Source organism: Pseudomonas sp. W2-17, from assembly GCF_041060445.1.
In the GTDB taxonomy this organism is placed as follows: domain Bacteria; phylum Pseudomonadota; class Gammaproteobacteria; order Pseudomonadales; family Pseudomonadaceae; genus Aquipseudomonas.
Genome location: NZ_JAUFNS010000003.1, coordinates 317,891 through 339,488, shown reverse-complemented (window position 1 = coordinate 339,488; position 21,598 = coordinate 317,891). Strand labels below are relative to the sequence as shown.

Below are 21,598 nucleotides of genomic sequence, written 5' to 3'. Positions count from 1 at the left end.
CCAAGCTGTCGCATTTGCCATCAAGGAAGCCCCATGCGTGCAGTGTCCCTGAAAACCCTTGCCCTGTCGGTGATCTTCGCCGCGAGTTCACCGGTGTATGCCGTGGTGCTGGAAGGCGGCGCCGTTGCGTCCCCGGACCAATACGGTGCCCAGGTCGCTGCGCAGATTTTGAAAAAGGGCGGCAACGCCGTCGACGCCGCTGTCGCCACGGCCTTCACCCTGGCGGTCACTTACCCAGAAGCGGGCAACATCGGCGGCGGTGGCTTCATGACCCTGTTCATGAACGGCCGGCCGTATTTTCTCGACTACCGCGAAGCCGCGCCGAAAGCCGCCACGCGCAACATGTACCTGGACGACAAGGGCGAGGTCATCCCGGGCATGAGTCTGGTGGGCGCACGTGCCTCGGGCGTTCCCGGCACAGTGATGGGGCTGTGGGAAGCCCATCAGAAATTCGGCAAGCTGCCGTGGGCCGAGCTGCTGACGCCGGCCATTGGTTACGCCAAAAACGGCTTCAAGGTCGCCGACAAGCAGTACATGTATGGCGCCGAAGCGATCAAGCAACTCAACGGCAAAACCAATTTTGCGGATTACTTCGGCGACATGAAGACCGGTGAGACCTTCCGTCAACCGGAGCTGGCCAAGACCCTGGAGCGCATCGCCAGCAAGGGCGCCAACGAGTTTTATCAGGGCCAGACGGCCGACCTGCTGGTGACGCAAATGCAGCACGACAACGGCCTGATCACCAAAGAGGACCTGCAGGATTACAAGGCGGTCTGGCGCAAGCCGCTGCACGTGAACTTCAACGGCAACACGCTTTACACCGCGCCGCTGCCCAGTTCCGGCGGCATAGCGCTGGCGCAATTGATCGGCATGAAGCAGCTGCTTGCCGATGATTTCAAGGACGTGCCGCTCAACTCGGCGCGCTACATCCACTTGCTCGCTGAAATTGAAAAACGTGTGTTCGCCGATCGCGCCAATTACTTGGGCGATCCGGACTTTTCCGTGGCACCGGTGAATCAGCTGACCGACAACGCCTACCTGGCCAAGCGCGCCCATGAGGTCAACCCGACGGCCATTTCGCCCACGGAAAACGTAAAGGCCGGGCTTGAATCCCACCAGACCACGCACTTCTCCATCGTCGATGCCAAGGGCAATGCGGTCAGCAACACCTACACCCTGAACTGGGATTACGGCAGCGGCGTGGTGGTCAAGGGCGCGGGCTTTCTGCTGAACGACGAGATGGATGATTTCAGCTCCAAGCCAGGCGTTGCCAATGCGTTCGGTGTGGTCGGCGGAGATGCCAATGCCATTCAGCCCGGCAAGCGCATGTTGTCGTCGATGAGCCCGAGTCTGGTCACCCGCGACGGTGCCGTGACACTGGTGCTGGGCACGCCGGGTGGCTCACGGATTTTCACCACGGTGTTTCAGGTGCTGAACAACCTCTATGACTTCCACATGCCGCTTAAAGACGCGGTCGCGGCGCAGCGGGTTCATCACCAGTTGCTGCCGAAAGACACGATTTACACCGAGAAGTTTGCACCGCTGGCCGCACCGGTGGCCGACGAGCTGACGGCCATGGGTTACACGCTGAAGGATCAGGGTTGGTCGATGGGCAATGTGCAGGCGATCAAGATCGACGGCACCAAAGTCGAAACCGCGTCCGATCCGCGTGGGCGGGGCGTGGGGATGGTGGTGAAGTAACGAGAGGCTCACTCCCACATGTCCAGCGGCGCGGCCGAGATCCTGTGGGAGCGAGCTTGCTCGCGAATGCGTCAGTTCAGGCTACTCATACTGTCTGTCATGCCGCTTTCGCGAGCAAGCTCGCTCCCACAAGCGTGGGAACGATCGCATGACGGGGGTAAGCCTTAGTGATGCTCCCGCGTTGCGCGGAATTTCACGTCGGGCCAGCGCTCTTCCATCAAGGCCAGGTTGACCCGCGTTGGCGCGAGGTAGGTCAGGTGACCTCCGCCGTCCACAGCCAGGTTTTCCACGGCTTTGTTCTCGAATTCCTCGAGCTTCTTCTTGTCGCTGCAATCGATCCAGCGGGCTGACCACACGGTGATCGGCTCGTAGGCGCACTCGACTTTGTATTCTTCCTTCAAGCGGCTGGCGACCACATCGAACTGCAGCACACCGACGGCGCCGAGGATGATGTCGTTGCTGCGCTGGGGGAAAAACACCTGCGTGGCGCCTTCCTCGGCCAGTTGCTGCAGACCCTGACGCAGCTGCTTGGATTTCAGCGGATCCTTCAGGCGCACGCGGCGGAACAGCTCCGGGGCGAAGTGCGGGATGCCCGTGAAGCCCAGCGCCTCGCCTTCAGTGAACGTATCGCCGATCTGAATCGTGCCGTGGTTGTGCAGGCCGATGATGTCGCCGGCGTAGGCTTCTTCCAATTGCTCACGCTCGCTGGAGAAGAACGTCAGCGCGTCACCGATGCGCACGTCCTTGCCGGTGCGCACATGGCGCATCTTCATGCCCTTGTCGTATTTGCCCGAACAGATGCGCATGAACGCGATGCGGTCGCGGTGTTTCGGGTCCATGTTCGCCTGAATCTTGAACACGAAGCCGGCGAATTTTTCCTCTACCGGCTCGACCGTGCGCTCGTTGGCAACGCGGGCCAGTGGCTTCGGCGCCCAGTTCACGACCGCATCCAGTACGTGGTCGACACCGAAGTTGCCCAGCGCCGTGCCGAAGAACACCGGGGTCAACTGGCCGTCGAGGAATTCCTGCTGGTTGAACTCATGGCAGGCGCCTTGCACCAGTTCCAGCTGATCGACAAAGCGATCGTACTCATCGCCCAAGTGAGCGCGCGCTTCGTCCGAGTCGAGCTTCTCGATGATTTTCACCTCGGTGCGCTCGTGACCGTGACCGGCGGTGTAGACGATGATGTAGTCGTCGGCGAGGTGATAGACACCCTTGAAGTCGCGGTAGCAACCGATCGGCCAGGTGATGGGCGCAGCCTTGATCTTCAGGACCGCTTCGATCTCGTCAAGCAGCTCGATCGGGTCGCGAATGTCGCGGTCGAGCTTGTTGATGAAGCTCACGATCGGCGTGTCGCGCAGGCGGCAGACGTCCATCAGTGCGATGGTGCGGGGCTCAACCCCTTTACCGCCATCGAGCACCATCAGCGCCGAGTCGACGGCGGTCAACGTGCGGTAGGTGTCTTCGGAGAAGTCTTCGTGGCCCGGGGTGTCGAGCAGGTTGATCATGTGATCGCGATACGGGAACTGCATGACCGAGGTGGTGATGGAAATACCGCGCTGCTTTTCCATTTCCATCCAGTCGGAGGTGGCGTGACGGTCGGATTTACGCGACTTCACCGTACCGGCGACGGAAATGGCCTTGCCCATCAGCAAGAGCTTTTCAGTGATGGTGGTCTTACCCGCATCGGGGTGGGAAATGATGGCGAAAGTGCGGCGTTTCGCGACTTCGGCGGCCTGTCTGGTCATGGGAAATCGCCCGAGAGGTGATTCAAAAAAAGGGCGGCGATTATAGCCCAAACCAAAGCAATAACCGAACCGTTCAGTCAATAAGGGGTGGCCAGATACCATCGCACGTGGGAACCTTTGCGGTTACGGAGACGTCCATTCCCTGGTATCGCAAGACGCCAAGGGTTGCAAAATCAGCAAGTTAGCTTGACGAAGCTGCGCTCATGGCTTGTGTATTCGCCCAGGTTTAACCTTTCCGGCGACCCACCCGCTGCTCTTCGCGAACGTTCGCGTGCTGCCTGAACAGGCCGGTTCCACGCCAGACGTTCGCCGACTGAAATAAGGAGTCCGCCCGTGGCAAATCGCTATGGCAAGGGGCTGTTGGGAGGTGTGATTGTCATCGCACTTCTGGCCCTGCTGGTCCAATGGATCGGCATCAGTACCATCAGGCAATATCAGGATGATCTGCTGTTTTATCTGCAAGCCCATGTCTGGCTTGTGCTGGCTTCGATGCTGGCGGCACTGGTGGTCGGGATCCCGACCGGCATTGTCCTTAGCCGACCGAACATGGTTGGCCGCGCCGAACGCTTCATGCAGATCTTCAACATCGGTAACACCGTTCCTCCTCTCGCCGTGCTGGCCATCGCTCTGGGTATTCTGGGCATCGGCAGCGGTCCGGCGATCTTCGCTTTGTTCCTCGCTTCGTTGTTGCCCATCGTGCGCAACACCTACGAAGGCCTGAAAAACGTTCAGGGTTCCCTCAAAGAAGCCGCTCGCGGCATCGGCATGACACCGCGCCAGGTGCTGTGGCGTGTCGAGTTGCCCAATGCCGTGCCCATCATCATCGGCGGTGTGCGCGTGGCGCTGGCGATCAACGTCGGGACCGCGCCATTGGCCTTCCTCATTGGCGCGAACAGTCTGGGCAGCCTGATTTTCCCCGGCATCGCCCTGAACAATCAGCCGCAACTGGTGCTGGGCGCCGCGTGTACCGCGTTGCTCGCGCTGTTGCTCGATGGCGCCGTGACCCTGGCAAGCCGTCTCTGGCTGGAACGCGGCCTGGCTCGATAACTCGAGCCCCGCTGAGAAAGGAATTGCTATGAAGAAGTTATGCACATTAATCATGGGCCTCGGGATGTTGCTGTCCGGTCTCGCCCATGCAGCCGCTGAAACGCCGGTTCTGCGGATCGGCGCGCGGGTGTTCACCGAGCAGACCATGCTGGCCGAACTGACCGCGCAATACCTGCGCGACAAGGGCTACGACATCCAGATCACCGGCGGCCTGGGCAGTAACCTGGCGCGCAGTGCTCAGGAAAGCGGCCAGCTGGATCTGCTGTGGGAATACACCGGCGTGTCGCTGGTGGCCTACAACCATGTCGACGAGAAGCTCGACAGCGAGCAGACCTACCAGCGCGTCAAGGAACTGGACGCCAAGAAGGGCCTGGTCTGGCTCTCCCCCTCCAAGTTCAACAACACCTACGCGCTGGCACTGCCGGACAAAATTGCCCAGCAGTATCCACAGGTCAACACCATGTCTGACCTGACCACGGTGCTAAAGGCTGAAGCTGACAAGGGCCACATCGTCGCGCTGGACACCGAGTTCGCCAACCGTTCCGACGGTCTGGTGGGCATGGTCAAGCATTACGGCATGAACCTGGGGCGTGAAAACACTCGTCAGATGGACGCCGGACTGGTCTACACCGCGTTGCGCAACGGGCAGGTTTTTGCGGGCCTCGTCTACACCACCGATGGCCGTTTGAACGCGTTCAAACTCAAGGTGCTAGCGGACGACAAGCACTACTTCCCGGACTACACCGCCGCACCAGTCATCCGCAAAGAGTACCTGGACAAGCACCCGGAACTGGCCGATCTGCTCAAGCCGCTTGCTGCGCTGCTGGATAACCAGACCATGCGTACGCTGAACGCGCGCATCGACGTCGACCACGAAAGCCCTACGGTCGTGGCGGCAGAATTCCTGCGCGAGCATCCGATCAATCCTTCCGCCGACAGCGTGCCGGTCCCGCCAGCGCCGGCGGCAAAACAGGAGGAGAAACCATGAGTTTCCTCAGCGCTTTCTCCCATCTGGACTGGAATCAGGTCATGCACCTGACCCTGCAGCACATCACCCTCGTTGGTATCGCGGTCACGCTGGCGATTGTCGTCGGCGTGCCGCTCGGCGTGTTGATGACGCGCTTCCCAACCCTCGCCGGGCCGTTGCAGGCCAGCGCCACCGTGCTGCTGACCATCCCGTCGATTGCCCTGTTCGGCTTGCTGCTGCCGTTCTATTCGAAGTTCGGTCAGGGCCTCGGCCCGATGCCGGCGATCACCGCAGTGTTTCTCTACTCACTGCTGCCGATCATGCGCAATACCTACCTGGCGCTCACTGGCGTCGAGCCCGGCATTCGGGAAGCCGCCAAGGGCATCGGCATGACCTTCGGCCAGCGCCTGCGCATGGTTGAACTGCCGATCGCCGTGCCGGTGATCCTCGCCGGCGTACGCACCGCCGTGGTCATGAACATCGGTGTCATGACCATCGCCGCCACCATTGGCGCGGGCGGTCTGGGCGTACTCATCCTCGCTTCCATCAGCCGCAGCGATATGTCGATGCTGATCGTCGGCGCCGTACTGGTCAGCATTCTGGCCATCTTCGCCGACCTGCTTCTGCAATGGCTGCAACGCTCGCTGACTCCAAAAGGACTCCTGAAATGATCGCCAAACAAATGATTGAGCTGCAGAACCTCACCAAGACTTTCCAGAGCAACGGCAAGGAAGTGAAAGCCGTCGATTCAGTGAGCCTGACCGTCAATGAAGGCGAGATCTGCGTGTTCCTGGGTCCGTCGGGCTGCGGCAAAAGTACGACGCTGAAAATGATCAACCGGCTGATCATGCCGACCTCCGGCAAAGTGCTGATCAATGGCGAGGACACCACCGGTCTCGACGAAGTCACCCTGCGCCGCAACATCGGCTACGTGATTCAGCAGATCGGACTGTTCCCCAACATGACCATCGAGGAAAACATCGTGGTCGTGCCCAAGCTCCTGGGCTGGGACAAACAGAAATGTCACGACCGTGCCCGCGAACTGATGAGCATGATCAAGCTGGAACCCAAGCAGTACCTGCATCGCTATCCGCGCGAGTTGTCGGGTGGTCAGCAACAGCGGATCGGTGTAATTCGTGCGCTGGCCGCAGACGCGCCGCTGCTGCTGATGGACGAGCCGTTCGGTGCGGTCGACCCGATCAACCGCGAGATGATCCAGAACGAGTTTTTCGAGATGCAACGCGCGCTGAACAAGACCGTGATCATGGTCAGCCACGACATCGACGAAGCCATCAAGCTGGGCGACAAGATTGCGATCTTCCGCGCCGGCAAGCTGCTACAGATCGACCATCCGGACACGCTGCTGGCGCACCCGGCGGATGATTTCGTCAGTAACTTCGTCGGCCAGGACAGCACGCTCAAGCGCCTGCTGCTGGTCAAGGCCGAAGACGCGGCGGACAACGCGCCGTCCGTGAGCCCGGAGACGCCCGTCGCCGATGCCCTGGAAATCATGGACGAAAACGACCGCCGCTACGTGGTCGTCACCGATGCCGAAAACAAGGCAATGGGTTACGTCCGCCGCCGCGACCTGCATCGTCAGGCCGGCACATGCGACCAATACCTGCGACCGTTCAACGCCACCGCCGCTTACGACGAGCACCTGCGCATCCTGCTGTCGCGCATGTACGAGTTCAACCGCTCGTGGCTACCGGTGCTGGATGCCGAGAATGTGTTTTTGGGTGAGGTGACGCAGGAATCGATCGCGGCTTACCTGAGTTCCGGCCAGTCGCGCGGGATGAAGACCAGCATTGTTTCGCCGGCTGAGTTGGTTGAACAGGCTGCGCTGAGTTGATGTGAGTGGCCCGGGTGCTATTGGTGCCCGGGCTGGCTTTAAGCGAATGGATTCGCTTATAAAATTGAATGCAGGTCAACTGTGAAGCGGATCTCCTTGCGCGATAAAATCGGTGCCAATCATAGCTACCGCTTTTAGTATCTGCAGAAATCGATTGCGAACCGTCGCTCCTCGTCCTCCAGATAGCCGTTCCAGTTATCTTCGTGATCAGCGCGGAATACGTTGATAAAACTGACTTTGAAGGTAGGGCTCTTCTTAATGAAAAATATTAACTGATCGTCTTCTATCCATCGTGTCTGGAAATAGCTCACGACGAAATTTACCACGATCATGCCGATGGCAGCCGCTGCGAGTACAAGTCTGATACATACGAGCTTTGCTGAAAAGGGGTTAGCGCCTGTTGCACTGCTCAAGATCTTTTTGAGTATCCAGCGTGGTTTCGATTCCATGATGATATTTGCAGTACCTTCTTACCAACTGACGTTCCCCAAATGTCAGATCTGTTAATTGTTTAGGGTCGCTTTGATTTGCAAAAATGTTGTCGAATTTGACCTGAAATGTCGGTGTTTTTTTGAAAAAGAAACGCGTGTACATTTCGGTCTCACCAGTGATTCGGTAATAGCCTATAAAAAGTGCGGCCGTTTGGGATAGCAGCATAACAAGAATGATCTTCTTCATTCTCGTAGTGGTTTTTGTAGTCCGGTCGTGGCACGTACGACTTTCACAAAATTCATCCCAATATTTCCGGGGCAAATTTTGTGCTCTTCCTCCGTTTGATGAGGAAACTCTTTATGTCCTCCGAAAGGTTCGATGAGAAAAGCACTGTTCAAGGTCCTGATAAGATTGATTGTGGCAGCTTGCTGAGCATTGGGAACTTGCATCGTAGTGTTTATACCGAAATGAGTAAAAGTGGTCCGGGCCAGCGCAGTCAGCCCTCCACCCTCCTCAGGACTAGTAAGGTTATCCAAAAGCACAATCCCTATCACATTGGAGTTATAAAGCCTAAGGTGCTCGCCCTTAAAGCGAATGTCTCGACCTTCAAATATGTTGCCGAGACAATCGATTCCATAATGGTAACCAATATCATCGAACCTCTTTTTTTGAAACGTTTGCACAGATCGCATTTGTTCGGCCCCGTTACCGCATGCGTAGCTCCTCCCAGCGTTGTGCAGCGCAATCATTGTGTAGTCCCAGTCACGAACCAACGCCTTCTTAGGCGGTTTTGCATGCCACTCCGACCGCTCGACAAACCTGTGCCCCAACTCCCGCACCTTCCGAATAATCGCCTCGCGCGTCGCGGCTCGATCATTCACGGTGATCACCATGAGCTTGGGCGTATCCCCGTGGATCAACGTCTCGACACGCGTTGTGGTTGTAACTTCGCGCGTAGTCATTCCCGCAAGCTCACTCAACTCGCGCGCGGGCGAGCGGAACACGACGTGGAGAGACACGACGGACTCCGCTGAAGAACCCTCAACGCGCGCCATTCCATTACTGTTGGTGGTACCTGACTTTTGCTGACCATCCACCGTCGCCGTGAATGGCCGGTTCGCGAGCGCCTGCCCCGTTTCGCTGTCGCGGATGACGAACGTACGGGCGAAGATTTTCCCTGGCGCCGGAGTGGTGTGGGGATAAAGAGAGGGCAGGGTATTCGATGTGTGCGTAACGTGGCGTGGCGTCGCAGCGGCGGAGGGTGCGGCTCGACTGGCCCCCGCGCGCCCTGACCGCGAAGAAATCAATCGATTCGTGCCCGGCGGACACGCGCACAACACAAGCGCGTCATGCACGGCGGTCGGGATGCCTAGCCACACGAAGCGACTGTCCCCCTCGACGATTTCGCCGATCTGCCCACACACGCCGCAAGGGCTGGTCTTGTCGCCAACGCGCAATGCCATGCGGCCATTTTCCAGAGAGCTTTGGACGAGGCTGGCGTGGCAGATTGCGCCGGTGGTGGTCGCGTCTCCGTCGAGGCCTTGTTCCCGATTGTGGATGCCGAAGAATCCCATGCATCAACACTCCGCAGCAGGCAGGAAATCGTCCGGCCACGCGAAATCCTTGCGTTGGCTCACCTGAGCCAGTGCTGCCGGACTGAACGTGGTGAGAGCCTCTTCCGAAAAGGGCGGCCGATCCAGATCACGCAGGTACTCGGCGGTAACGTCATTGGTGTACAGCGGGGAGAGGACGTTCTCTCGCATGACTCTGATCCTTGGTTGGGTTGATTCAGCTCCTCGCACAGCTCGTGCGAGGCGAATGGACGCCAACCCTAGTGATCAGGATCAATGGGATACGTGGGGGAGAGAGATCCGGTGCGTAGGGCATTTCGGGTGATTGGGTAGCCGAGGTCTGACGGACAGGTGGCTTTCGTGGCGAGTCCATGACAGGTCGCTGCGGGTGGCAACGTCCTGTCAGGCAGCGGATGGCTACTGGTTCAGTAAACGACGCACAAACTTGAGCACCCATGCTTGCACCCGACGGCACAGGCTGCAGGATCCCCAGACCGGCGCTGCGACGTTGAATGTCGTCTCCGCCGGAAGAGAGGCCTGATTGAAGATATCGGTGACAGTGATTGTCACCTCGTAATCTCCGGGGGCTAATTCGGCCGTGTTAAAAATGGATGAGCGTTTTTGAGGGAGCGCTTCAGAATAAAACGCCACGAGCTCATCTCCCGGGAGGGCGCGGATTTCTATTGCGTAGCTCAACTGAGGGGGTGTCGATTCGTCATTCTTCCAGGCGAAGATCACTTTCTCGGTACCCACTTGCGGAACGACAGATACCGACAAGATAGCAGCCGTGAACATCGCCGGTTTCGGCTTAGGATCAAACTGGTTGGGCTCCAACCGGATCGTGCTTTCGGTATTGCCATAACTGCCACCGGCAATCAGCATGATGTTGGCGTCGCCATCATCCTCGCCGTCACCCACCAGCATGGCATTCCAGGTGTCTGGCTCACCCCCGGCAGTTGCTTGATAGGCGTACGGTTTTTGCCACGAACCGTCGTTGCTCATCCGGAAATGCTGGCCGTAATAACCGTGGTAGCCCAGCGCGTCGCCATTGAAACGCTCCAGGAAGCCCGTGCAGGTATTGCCTGACAGAGGAATGTCAGGGCCGGAAACGGAAGCGGACATATAGTGCGTCCATTTCGTATCGGTGTAGGAATACATGAACATGCCCATGCGCGTGACCGACTCGCCGGGTATGAACCAACGTCGAATCACGATGGCGTACCACTGATCCAGGCGCCATGGCATAGGGTGCGAGGTATGCAGACCAGTGCCCTCGCCGCCGAAATGGCCGGAATACAGGCCTTCAATTCCATAATCCAGACGGACCTCGGCTTCAGCCGGATCGGAGGCGAGGTCCCAGATCGAACAGATATTGTTGTAAGTGAAAATCTGGCCTCCTACCAAATTATCGTTTTGATGCTGGATGCCTGCGTATCCCCCGCGCTCACCAAAATAGAAATTACAGCCTGACCAATAAATATGGATGTTGTCCCCGGCCCAGGGAACGTATTGCTCGACGTATAGAAGCTCCGCCTCGTTTTCCGAGAACCAGGAAGTTATCGACGGGCCGGAAGTCGGTACATCGGCTCGGTCTTTGGGGTAGTTGTCAGGTGGTATTTTCATGGGGCGCATCCTCTCGTCATGAGGCGCCAGTGTTGAGCATTTACGATCGTTTGAAACCTGTCAGAAGTGACAGCTGAGGGCGGATGGCACGGGGGGGGGGCGGCGAGCTGTCTTGAGCAATGGCCACCGATTTTTTGCGCGAGGGTGAACATCACCCTGTCACATCGGTCGGTTACTACGGGTTGATTGAACGCGCGTGGATTCCCGTCTGGCAAAAACGGGCAGAAATGCGACATTTTTAGTTGATCTCCGGCCCCTCAGGTCCTACAGTTCGCGCCGAACGTCCATGCTGGAAACGATCCATCCGGCTCAAGTACTGACGACGAGACAGCAAGGCCACGGGACATAGCGTTCCCATGGCCTTTTTGCTTTCGGCCGAGCAGCCTTGGGAAGTAGGCGAACCAAAGTGGGGATACGGAGGACGTTCACGAGCCGCGCGCTCACACCCATTGTTTTTTACCGTTTGCCAACAGGAGTCCCCGCATGTCGATCCAGGTCGAAGATTATTTCGAGAAAAGCACCTTCGATAAAATGAAGGCGTTTGCCGACAAGCAAGAAACCCCGTTCGTGGTCATCGACACCGCGATGATCAGCAAGGCCTACGACGACCTGCGTGCAGGCTTCGAATTCGCCAAAGTGTATTACGCCGTGAAAGCCAACCCGGCGGTCGAAATCATCGACCTGCTGAAGGACAAGGGCTCGAGTTTCGACATCGCCTCGATCTACGAGCTGGATAAAGTGATGGACCGCGGCGTCAGCCCGGATCGCATCAGCTACGGCAACACCATCAAGAAATCCAAGGACATTCGCTACTTCTACGAGAAGGGCGTGCGTCTGTTCTCCACCGACTCCGAAGCCGACCTGCGCAACATCGCCAAGGCTGCGCCGGGCTCGAAAGTCTACGTCCGCATCCTCACCGAAGGCTCGACCACGGCTGACTGGCCGCTGTCACGCAAGTTCGGTTGCCAGACCGACATGGCGATGGACCTGCTGATTCTGGCCCGTGAACTGGGCCTGGTGCCTTACGGCATTTCGTTTCACGTCGGTTCGCAGCAGCGCGACATCAGCGTCTGGGACGCTGCGATCGCCAAAGTGAAAGTGATCTTCGAGCGTCTGAAAGAAGAAGACGGCATCGTGCTCAAGCTGATCAACATGGGCGGCGGCTTCCCGGCCAACTACATCACCCGCACCAACAGCCTGGAAACCTACGCTGAAGAAATCATCCGCTATCTGAAAGAAGACTTCGGTGATGACCTGCCGGAAATCATTCTGGAGCCGGGCCGTTCGTTGATCGCCAACGCCGGTATTCTGGTCAGCGAAGTGGTGCTGGTGTCGCGTAAATCCCGCACCGCCGTCGAGCGTTGGGTGTACACGGACGTGGGCAAGTTCTCCGGTCTGATCGAAACCATGGACGAAGCCATCAAGTTTCCGATCTGGACCGAGAAAAAAGGCGAGATGGAAGAAGTCGTTATTGCCGGCCCCACCTGCGACAGCGCCGACATCATGTACGAGAACTACAAATATGGCCTGCCGCTGAACCTGGCCATCGGTGATCGCCTGTACTGGCTGTCGACGGGTGCGTACACCACCAGCTACAGCGCTGTAGAGTTCAACGGCTTCCCGCCGCTGAAGTCTTACTACGTGTAAAGATCAGTTGTAACGGAGAAAACGGCACCCGGTGGGTGCCGTTTTTTTTGCGGTTCAAATACTGAACCGAAGAATACTGTCGAGGGTGTAATTGATCAGCCGCTGGGCCTCGCGCGCTGAGCTGGCTGCGGATTGACACGACACGGTCATGCGCCGCGCGGGTTGATTGGCCTTTAGCGCCTGGACTTCCTGGAGTGTGGCGTTCAAGAGGCCGGACAATCGCGAGCAATAGGCCCCCATATTTCCTGCCGAGAGGATCGTCGTATTGTAGGCGCGACGATGCCATTGTATTGCGCTCCTTGCCGAATCCAGACTGCTCTCGTCCGTCACCGCGCTGTTCAGTGTTTCCGGAACGTTGCTGGACTTTCCTTTGACCAGCAGCCCTTTTCGTTTCGCGTATTCATACGTCCTGACGTTCATGAAATCCATGAACCGGGGAATGGTCTGCCTTGCGCATTCGATGATGCGGTCGCATTCCGCCTGTTGCCGCTTGAACTCTGCATCGTGGCGCAACAGATCCCGCGCGAGCTGCGCGATTCGGCTGTCGAACGGGTTGCTGTCCAGCAGTGCGACCAGCTCAGCCAGTGTCTTTTTGGTGTCGTGATGGAGCGAGCGAATCTGCTTCACGCTGCTGCTCCAGAGGGTACTGCCCTGCCGCGCGATGGCGACGGCTTGATCCATCGCGGGCTCCCTGTATTTACCGTATTCGGCTTGAGGCACCAAACCGAGTTTGATCTTGAAGGCTTCAATGTGTTGGGGAAGCTTTTCCAGATAGCCGATGTTGTATCCCAAGTAACTGACGTCGTCGTATTCGATGAGATGTGTTGTCATGATGCCGCCCTCCATGGCGTTACAGCGCAAACTCGTTGTGTTGCCACTGCGCGGTGGCGTAGGTCTTGTCTACGTCGAAGCGTTTGAATTCGTCATGCCTGATGCCCATAGTTCTTGCGGAACTCGCGGTCTGCCTCTTTGAACACTTTGAGCAACGTGTCCGCTTCCCGTTTTATCTGGGTCCAGGGTTCAGCCACCAGATTGAAAGCGTTCATGAGTCGGCGCATTGACAGCGCGTCATCAATTTTGCCCGCTTCTTGAACCGAGTGGGTCAGGAAGATATGCAGACCGTTCCACACCACAACCATGTTCTGGGTGGCAATGTCGGCATCCAGAATGATCAGGCTTAGATCATGCAGGTCATGACGCACGCGCTGCAGTGAGGCGTGGATTCGGTTTTTCTGCTCCAGTAGACGAATGCTATTCTCTTGCTCCAGGCGCAAAGCATTGATCTTCTTACGCACTTTGCCTGCTTCAACCCCGTGGTAAATACCCAGACCAATCAGGGCAAAGCTTGCCCCCGCCGACTTCAGGACCAGCGTCTTGTACTCCCTTTGTTTTTCTTCAATGTCCGCGGCACGTCGGTTGATGGCGTCGTTCAGCGTTTTTATGTCGGCCGGCACATTATTGTTGTCGATGCTCTTTAACTTGAGCTGTACGTCGGGCATTACCTGTGTCGACAACTCCCGCGAAAAGGCATCGAGCCGACCCTTGAGTGCCTCGGTTGCGCTGCGTCGATGCAGAACGAGCGCGGCGACCTGATTGATGTAATGCAGAAAATCCTGGTGATCGGCCGGATCGAGCGTCTCTGCAGCCTTTGCCTTGATCTCGTTATAGAGGTCTCTTACACCGTTGCCGTAAACTTGCATCTGATCGGCGAACACCCACAACTCGCTGCCGACGTTCATCAGGTCGGTACGAAGTGGGTTCCATTGCGCGGCGTGAAGATGAATGCGATTGAAGCTCGCCTGAAAATCCCTGGCTTCAAGATTCAGGCCGGCGCCTGTCTCATAGCCCAGATACCAGACAACATCTTTGAGTGCGATGGGAAGCGCGAGACCGTGGGTTGCGTAACGCATAAGGTCAATCAGTTGTGCTTTGGTCAGAAAGAGGCCTGGCGCGCGAATGGCTTCTTCTACCGTACCCGCTGCAGCGGAAATCAACGTGCCGGGCAGGCGCTCTGCCAGGTCAAGTTTCTCATCGCGAACGGGTGCGTCATCCATGGCTCCGGATGATTTCATATCGTTAATCCTTTAATGAGATGAATGGCGTGAAAGGGGAGGCCTGACGTGAACCAGGCGCTCCGGCATGGGGCCGGGAAGAACATCCCTTGTACTTCCCAGCCTGCATTGTCGCGCACGGGCGGATGAAGTCAGCCCATGACTTTCAAGTGTTTTGCCAACGACAGCGCGTCAACGCTGAACTGAGCGACCGCGTCCTGATCATCACCGTTTACGGTGTTGTGAGTAGTGAGGAAGGCACGTTTGGCGGCGACACATTTCTCGAACTCGGCGATGTACTGCGCCCTATGTTCATCGAAGTTATGGCACGCCGTGATCAGCTCTTTTTTCAACGTGACCAGACGCAACTCGTTGTTCTTCGCCTGAGCGCTGTTTATCAGGTCATCAATCTGTTTGCGCAGGGTGTTGCGGGCTTCAACCATACCCAGGTAGTTAATCAGGCTTTCGGCCCGTTCCAGGACCTGTTGCGCCAAGCCGATGGCCGCCTCTACGGCAATTAACTGGGGTGGTGTCATGCCCATTTTGACCAGTTCCTGAGCGGTCAGCGCTGTGTCTTTGGCCAGCTCGGTGAAGCCTTTGGCTTCGATCAGTGCCATGGCATCAGTCAGCGCTTTGCGTTTTGCTTCCAGCGCGTCCTGCCGTTCCTTGATCTTCAGCACTTCTGCCGGCAGGCGCGCCTGGTCGGCCTCAAGCTGCTTGATGTACGTGCCAGTGGCCGCTCGATCGATGGGGCTTGCCATGGCCGGGATCAGGTTATGGAGCGTCAGCTCTTTCTGGCTCACTTTGTCCATGATGGTCTGAACCCGAAGGACGATGTCTTCAATAATTTCTTCTTTGTCGGACTCAGGCGCGCCCTGGAACTCACTTTGAAGTTCTCTGAGGGTTTCTACTTGAATTCCCAAAACAGTACTCAGTGATTGAATGGTGTCCCGAAGTCTGAAGTCAGACTCACGCATTGCCTTGTCCAGTTCAGAGACTCGGCTGTGCAATGACGGCAGGTACTGTGTCTGAATGAACAGATCTTTCACTTGAATGGTTGCATCGTTGGCATTGGCTTTCGCCTGTTTGAACGCTTGAACGTTCAGCTCCGGGTAGTCGAGGCTGCCTGGAAATTGAGAAATGTTATTCATGATTAAACTCCGTAATCTTCTCTGAATTCGCGGTCCGCTTCTGCAAACACGTGTTGTAATTTCTTGGCATCTACTTCAATGGTTTCCCACGGTTTAACCACCAAATTGAATTGGTTACGGAACCTGCGCATGGACAGGCCGTCGTGGATACCATCTACTTCAGCAGCGGAAGCCGCGATGAACGTGCCTAACGAGTTCCAGACACTGATCAGGTTTTGGGTGGCGATGTCGGCATCGATCACAATGAGATCCAAGTTCTGGAAGTCCATTCGTAGACGACCCAACGACGCCAGGATCCCGTTTTTCTTCGCCATCAGCGCGATATCTTTCTCTTGCTCTTCGGTGAGCTTGTTGCGTTCCTTGCGGATTTTTTCGGCCTGGACGCTGGAGTAAATCATCATGACCAGATTGCCCATTACGGCACCAATGGCCTGCTTGACCATTTCTTTGTATTCTTTGTTCTTCTCTTCAATGGCCAACGCGCGGTTATCGATTTTCACCTGAAGCGCCTGGATATCCCTGTCCATGGTGTTGTTTTCGATGCTCTTCAATTTGAGCTTGATGGCAGGGCCAACCTGTTGGGCCAGTTGTCGGCCGAATGAGTCCAGGCGCTGTTTGATCGCAAGCGCTTCAGCCTCTTGCACTTTTATCTTCTTGAGTATTTCATCCAGATAAAAACCCAGATCACTACGATCCATCGCCTCAATGTCGGGGAATTTTTTGCCCAGCTGAAGTTCGACTTTTCGCAGATCTTCAAGTGTCTTGATGTTGTATTTTTCGATCAGGCCCAATACCGCCATTTCATCGAATACTTCTTTCATGCTTGCGCCATAGGTTTGCATGGAGCCGGCGAATACCACGAGTTTGGTATTGACGGTCAGCAGGTCAGTGCGCAGCGGATTCCACAGCCTGGCGTGGCCGTTGACGAGCTTGAACGTGCGCTGGAAGTCAACGGGCTCCAACCCGAGACCGGCGCCGTTCTCATAGCCCAGATAAGCGATGACGTTGTCTAGCTCGGTCGGAAGAGCCAGGCCGGCGATTTCATACTTCTTGAGGTGCTTGAGCTGTTCTTTGGTCAGGATCAGCCCGGTGTCCCGGGTATCGCTTTCGGTTGTTGCGACCGATGAACCAAAAAGGCTTGCAGGATCACTCGCTGCGTCGGTGACGAGGTTTTCCGTAAGTTGAGACATATCATTAATCCTTTAATGATGCGTGTTAAATGTTCTGAAGCTAATTAATGCTTCAGATGCAGAGTGGTTAAGTTGTCTGCACGAGAAGGAGAGTAAGTCGTGTTTTTGAGGCGGTCAAAGTGCGAAGGCAGTCTAAGTTTGTAGGATGATTCCTTTCCGCCCCATGCACAATGTTGGCATGTCCCCGGAAATGGGGGCTTAACACACGATTGAGAGGTATTTGTGCAACTGTGTTTGGCAAATGAAACTTACAATTGGCGGTTATATAACTTTCAGTAGTACACGATATTCCGCCGTGTCTGCTTCATCTCCCAATTGGGCCGCCCGCTCATGGTAATCGAGAGCCAGCGCTCGAACCTGAGGATGGGGCGCTTGCAACAGCGTCTTGCGACTGACCCGCAGGAAGTTGAGATTGCCATTCTGCATGGCAGTTTTCAGCCAGCCGACGGCTTCCTCGATGCGCCCATGATCCGCCAGCACTGCGGCATGACTGAACTGCCCACGGAAATCACCTGCCTGCGCCGACCGTTGATACCACTTATGGGCTGCAGCGAGATCCTGCACGCAGCACAGGCCCTCTTCCAGATAACGCCCCAGCAGATTCATCGACTTTGCGTGGCCCAGCTCTGCCGCTTTGCGATAGCAGGCCAGCGCGCGGGCCTGATCTTTGTTCACCCCGCGCCCGGTGGCGAGCAGGTTGCCGTAGTTATAAAAGCCCCAATCCAGACCGGCCTCGGCGGCGAGACGATAATGCTCGGCAGCCTTTGCCGCGTCCGGCTCGCAGCCCCACCCATGTTCATGGCAACGGCCTGCCATGTTCTGCGCCATGGCGTGTCCGCGACGGGCCGCAATCTGAAACCAGACCAGCGCCAGCGGCTGATCGCGCGCGATACCGTTGCCGTCGAGCTATATCTGCCCGAGCAGCGCCTGGGCATCGACCATGTTTGCCTGCGCCGCAATCAGAATCGCCCGTGCGGCACTGGCCGGGCTGTCTTCAAGCATGGCGCGCAGTTGGTCGCCGTCGAGCACCTCTTCACGTCGCAGATTCCAGGTCATGACTCAGACCTCGACCCACTGCCGCAGCAGGTTGTGATAGGTGCCGGTGAGTTGCAGCAGTGAAGGATGATCAGGCACGTCGCGGCTCAATTGCTGAATGGCCCCGTCCATTTCGAACAGCAGCGTGCGGTGGCCATCGTCCCGCACCAGGCTCTGGGTCCAGAAGAACGAGGCGTATCGCGCGCCCCGTGTCACGGCGTTGACCTTGTGCAGGCTGCTTGCGGGATAAAGCAGCAGGTCACCCGCCGGCAGCTTGACCTGACGTGTACCGAAGGTGTCCTGAATCACCAGCTCGCCGCCGTCGTAATCGTCGGGATCGCTGAAGAACAGCGTCGATGACAGATCCGTGCGCACACGCTCGGTGCTGCCTTTGGCCTGACGCACGGCATTGTCGATGTGGAAATCGAAACTGCCGCCGCCGGTGTAGCAATTCACCAAGGGCGGGAAGACCTTGTGGGGCAGGGCGGCAGACATGAACAGCGAGTTCTGCCAAAGGCGTTCAAGCATCGCCGCGCCAATCTCCACGGCAAGTGGATGGCCCTCCGGCAACTGCAGGTTGTGCTTGGCTTTCGCCGACTGGTGTCCGGCGGTGATCTTACCGTCCGCCCATTGGGTTTCCTCCAGCGCGTGTCGGATGCGACGCACCTCCTCGGGTGAAAACAGACCGGGGATATGTAGGAGCATGAATCGCGACCTGCGAGAAGAACGAAGCGGCGGATGATAGTGATTCTTATTGGTCGTGTAAAACGCCACCCGCGCGTGTGAATGGGCAGATGTGAAAATTGAGTAATGGAAAAGTGTAAAGAATGTAAGTTTTCTGCGAATGCGAAGCAGTCTCAACTATATTCCGCCGCCTTATTGTTTCCTTGGGGAAGGAAAATGTCGCGCCAAGCACAACCGGTTACCGTCCATTCGCAGCGTTCCATCGTGGGCGCCGTCAGCGTCGCCCTTGCAGCGATGTCAGCCGCCCATATGGCGCAGGCTGCGGAACCTGCATCGGATGCTCTGAATCTCGGGGCCACCAATATCGACGGCGAGCGCGCCGACACGGCTTACAAGACCGAAGAATCGGCCTCGAAAAAGTACACCGCACCCCTGCGCGAAACGCCGAAGAGCGTCACGGTGATCCCGCAGCAAGTCATCCGCGACACCGCGGCGACGAGCCTGGCTGACGCATTGCGCACCACCCCCGGCATTACCTTTGGCGCGGGCGAGGGCGGCAATCCGAATGCGGATCGCCCGATCATTCGCGGCTTCAACGCAGAGAGCGACGTATTCGTCGACGGCATGCGCGACGTAGCGGCGCAGAGCCGGGAGATTTTCAACGTCGAATCGGTAGAGGTCAGCAAGGGCCCGGGCTCGGCGTTCACGGGTGCAGGCTCCACGGGTGGCAGCCTGAACCTCGTCACCAAAGGCGCTCATCTGGGCGATGCCTTCAACGGCGGCTACACCTTCGGTTCGGACCAGACCCAGCGCTACACCCTCGACGTCAACAAGCAGATGACCGACACCTCGGCCTTCCGCCTGAACCTGATGAAACATGATTCCAACGTCGCCGGCCGCAATGATGTCGACAACAGCCGTTGGGGTGTGGCGCCTTCGTTCGCGTTCGGTCTGGGCACCGACACGCGGGTCAAGGTCGACTACTACCACCTGTCCACCGACGACATGCCCGACTACGGCATCCCGCTGACCAACACCACCGGCCGCAGCAAGTACGTGGTCGACAAGCCGGTCCACGTCAACGAAAACAACTTCTACGGCCTGACCGACCGCGACTACCGCAAGAGCGTCAACGACAGCGGCACGATCCGCCTCGAACACGACCTCAACGACAGCCTGACGATCTCCAACAGCTTCCGCATGTCACGCTCGACCCTGGACTACATCGTCACCAACCCCGACGACAGCCGCGGCAACGTTGCCAGAGGCCTGGTCTCGCGCTCGGCGAAGAGCCGCAATTCCACCTCCAGCGGCTTCGTCAACCAGACCGACCTGCAAGCGAAATTCGATACCGGTTTCATTCAGCACAGCCTGGTGACCGGTCTCGAGTTTTCGTATCAGGACACCCACAACCGCGGCTACAACGTGCTCAGCGCCAGCGGCGGGACCATCGGCTCGACGTGTAACGCAGCGCTCTTGGCGTCGGGCGACTGCACCAGCCTGTACAACCCGTCGCCGAAAGACGACTGGAACGGCACCATCACCGACAGCCAGGCGTACACCGATACCGACACCAAAACCAGTGCCGCGTATGTGTTCGACACGCTGAAATTCAACGAGCAGTGGTCGTTGAACCTCGGCTTGCGTTACGACGATTACGACGTGCGCTCCAGCGGTTACAGCACCGGTGGCCGGGGGGGCGGTGGCAGGCAGCTTCAAGCGTGAAAACACCAGTCAGCTGTGGAATTACCAGGTCGGCGTGACCTACAAGCCGCTGCCGAACGGCAGCATCTACGCGGCATGGTCGACGTCCAGCAACCCGTCGGGTGAGACCAGCGGCAATGGTGGTCTGGAAATCGCGGCAAACAACGCCAACCTTGATCCGGAAAAAAACCGCAACTACGAGCTGGGCACCAAGTGGGATTTCTTCGACGACAACCTGTCGCTGACCGCCGCGCTGTTCCGCACCGAGAAGACCAACGCGCGGGTGACCGATCCAGATAACGCGACGTTCCAGGTGCTGGACGGCGAGCAGCGGGTCGACGGTCTGGAGCTGACCTACAGCGGCAACATCACCGGCAAATGGAAAGTCTACGGCGGCTACACCTACATGGAGAGCGAGATCGTCAGTGCGACCAGCACGGCGGACGAGGGCAATCACATGCCGAGCACGCCGCGCAACAGCTTCAATTTCTGGTCGACCTACGAACTGATGCCGAAGCTGACCGTGGGCGGCGGCGCGACTTTCGTCGATTCCCGTTTCGGCAACGAAGCCAACTCGGTGGAAGTGCCGTCCTACTGGCGCTACGACGCCATGGCCACGTACGCGCTGACCAAGAACGTCGACCTGCAGCTGAACGTGCAGAACCTGACGGACAAGCGTTACTACGATCAGGTCTTCACCACCCACTACGCCCACATGGCTGCAGGGCGTACCGCGCTGATGAGTGCCAGCTTCCACTTCTGATCCGGTCACTCCCACAAGTCCGGCGAACGATCCGAAATATCGAGTCAGTCCACTGCCTCGTGGGAGCGAGCTTGCTCGCGAAGACCTGAGTTCAGTCGCTGAAGATTTCAGCGACTGTGCCGGCCTCTTCGCGAGCAAGCTCGCTCCTACAGGATTCATGTTGGCCGGGCGATCGTGGGATGGAATGTCCGGGCTATCACCGCGCTGGACCTGTGTGCGAGCTTGCTCGCGAATGCGGACTATCTACCGCTGGGTATCCAGCGGATCCCCCGGCCTCTTCGTGAGCAAGCTCACTCCTACAGGATTTATGTTGGCCGGGTGAGCGCGGGGTGGCAGGGCAAGCTCGGTCCCACAGGTTTGCATCAAGAATCAGCCACAGATGAGAATGTATGCCGTTTGTGCGCATAATGCGCGCCGTAGCGGGTGAGTGAG

General features: G+C 57.6%; 16 protein-coding genes and 2 pseudogenes. 7 read left to right on the top strand and 11 right to left on the bottom strand.

All coding sequences use genetic code 11. From position 1 onward, the window contains the following. The first annotated feature begins 33 nt into the window (after positions 1 to 33). Positions 34 to 1,701: a gamma-glutamyltransferase gene (ggt, locus tag QWI20_RS05635; RefSeq protein ID WP_369304571.1), complete on the top strand. Its 1,668-nt coding sequence runs from the start codon at positions 34 to 36 to the stop codon at positions 1,699 to 1,701. A gap of 164 nt (positions 1,702 to 1,865) precedes the next feature. On the opposite strand, the gene QWI20_RS05630 is transcribed toward ggt, so the two are convergent. Next, the gene (locus QWI20_RS05630) at positions 1,866 to 3,449 is read right to left on the bottom strand and encodes a peptide chain release factor 3 (RefSeq protein ID WP_282372734.1); all 1,584 of its coding nucleotides are present in this window, start codon (positions 3,447 to 3,449) and stop codon (positions 1,866 to 1,868) included. 333 nt (positions 3,450 to 3,782) lie between these two features. On the opposite strand from QWI20_RS05630, the gene QWI20_RS05625 reads away from it, so the two are divergent. From QWI20_RS05625 to QWI20_RS05610, 4 genes are read left to right on the top strand one after another with little or no spacing between them, the layout of a single operon-like run. Further along, the gene (locus QWI20_RS05625) at positions 3,783 to 4,496 is read left to right on the top strand and encodes an ABC transporter permease (RefSeq protein ID WP_074886589.1); all 714 of its coding nucleotides are present in this window, start codon (positions 3,783 to 3,785) and stop codon (positions 4,494 to 4,496) included. Between the two features lie 28 nt (positions 4,497 to 4,524). Next, entirely contained in the window at positions 4,525 to 5,484 is a 960-nt protein-coding gene (locus QWI20_RS05620; protein ID WP_369304570.1) for a glycine betaine ABC transporter substrate-binding protein, read from the top strand. Next, entirely contained in the window at positions 5,481 to 6,134 is a 654-nt protein-coding gene (locus QWI20_RS05615) for an ABC transporter permease (protein ID WP_065990219.1), read from the top strand. The genes QWI20_RS05620 and QWI20_RS05615 overlap by 4 nt, the downstream gene beginning before the upstream one ends. 11 nt (positions 6,135 to 6,145) lie before the next feature. After that, positions 6,146 to 7,315, top strand: a complete 1,170-nt coding sequence (locus QWI20_RS05610) for a betaine/proline/choline family ABC transporter ATP-binding protein (RefSeq protein ID WP_122623439.1) — start codon at positions 6,146 to 6,148, stop codon at positions 7,313 to 7,315. A 390-nt stretch (positions 7,316 to 7,705) separates the two neighbouring features. Here QWI20_RS05610 and QWI20_RS05605 read toward each other — a convergent pair whose 3' ends face one another. The 4 genes from QWI20_RS05605 to QWI20_RS05590 all read right to left on the bottom strand — a co-directional run bounded on the left by QWI20_RS05605 (position 7,706) and on the right by QWI20_RS05590 (position 10,941). Further along, positions 7,706 to 7,993: a hypothetical protein gene (locus tag QWI20_RS05605; protein WP_369304569.1), complete on the bottom strand. Its 288-nt coding sequence runs from the start codon at positions 7,991 to 7,993 to the stop codon at positions 7,706 to 7,708. Then, on the bottom strand, positions 7,990 to 9,321 hold the full coding sequence (locus tag QWI20_RS05600; protein WP_369304568.1) for an N-acetylmuramoyl-L-alanine amidase: 1,332 nt from the start codon (positions 9,319 to 9,321) through the stop codon (positions 7,990 to 7,992). Before QWI20_RS05600 ends, QWI20_RS05605 begins: the two co-directional genes overlap by 4 nt. A gap of 3 nt (positions 9,322 to 9,324) precedes the next feature. Then, a complete protein-coding gene (locus QWI20_RS05595) occupies positions 9,325 to 9,510 on the bottom strand; it encodes a hypothetical protein (RefSeq protein ID WP_369304567.1) in 186 nt (61 codons plus the stop codon). 225 nt (positions 9,511 to 9,735) lie between these two features. Then, on the bottom strand, positions 9,736 to 10,941 hold the full coding sequence (locus QWI20_RS05590) for a DUF3472 domain-containing protein (RefSeq protein WP_369304565.1): 1,206 nt from the start codon (positions 10,939 to 10,941) through the stop codon (positions 9,736 to 9,738). A 483-nt stretch (positions 10,942 to 11,424) separates the two neighbouring features. On the opposite strand from QWI20_RS05590, the gene QWI20_RS05585 reads away from it, so the two are divergent. Further along, the gene (locus QWI20_RS05585) at positions 11,425 to 12,588 is read left to right on the top strand and encodes a type III PLP-dependent enzyme (RefSeq protein WP_369304564.1); all 1,164 of its coding nucleotides are present in this window, start codon (positions 11,425 to 11,427) and stop codon (positions 12,586 to 12,588) included. A 54-nt stretch (positions 12,589 to 12,642) separates the two neighbouring features. On the opposite strand, the gene QWI20_RS05580 is transcribed toward QWI20_RS05585, so the two are convergent. From QWI20_RS05580 to QWI20_RS05555, 6 genes and pseudogenes are all read right to left on the bottom strand, one after another. Continuing rightward, on the bottom strand, positions 12,643 to 13,419 hold the full coding sequence (locus QWI20_RS05580; protein WP_369304563.1) for a hypothetical protein: 777 nt from the start codon (positions 13,417 to 13,419) through the stop codon (positions 12,643 to 12,645). 92 nt (positions 13,420 to 13,511) lie between these two features. Next, entirely contained in the window at positions 13,512 to 14,660 is a 1,149-nt protein-coding gene (locus QWI20_RS05575) for an alpha-xenorhabdolysin family binary toxin subunit A (protein WP_369304561.1), read from the bottom strand. 131 nt (positions 14,661 to 14,791) lie between these two features. Beyond that, the gene (locus tag QWI20_RS05570; RefSeq protein ID WP_369304560.1) at positions 14,792 to 15,790 is read right to left on the bottom strand and encodes an alpha-xenorhabdolysin family binary toxin subunit B; all 999 of its coding nucleotides are present in this window, start codon (positions 15,788 to 15,790) and stop codon (positions 14,792 to 14,794) included. A gap of 2 nt (positions 15,791 to 15,792) precedes the next feature. Next, positions 15,793 to 16,980, bottom strand: coding sequence for an alpha-xenorhabdolysin family binary toxin subunit A (locus tag QWI20_RS05565; RefSeq protein ID WP_369304559.1), 1,188 nt, complete (start codon positions 16,978 to 16,980; stop codon positions 15,793 to 15,795). 261 nt (positions 16,981 to 17,241) lie between these two features. Then, positions 17,242 to 18,036: pseudogene (locus QWI20_RS05560) on the bottom strand (tetratricopeptide repeat protein). Between the two features lie 3 nt (positions 18,037 to 18,039). Further along, on the bottom strand, positions 18,040 to 18,720 hold the full coding sequence (locus QWI20_RS05555; protein ID WP_369304558.1) for a Fe2+-dependent dioxygenase: 681 nt from the start codon (positions 18,718 to 18,720) through the stop codon (positions 18,040 to 18,042). A gap of 195 nt (positions 18,721 to 18,915) precedes the next feature. Between QWI20_RS05555 and QWI20_RS05550 the strand changes: the two are divergent. Continuing rightward, positions 18,916 to 21,166: pseudogene (locus tag QWI20_RS05550) on the top strand (TonB-dependent receptor). The last annotated feature ends 432 nt before the right edge of the window (positions 21,167 to 21,598 follow it).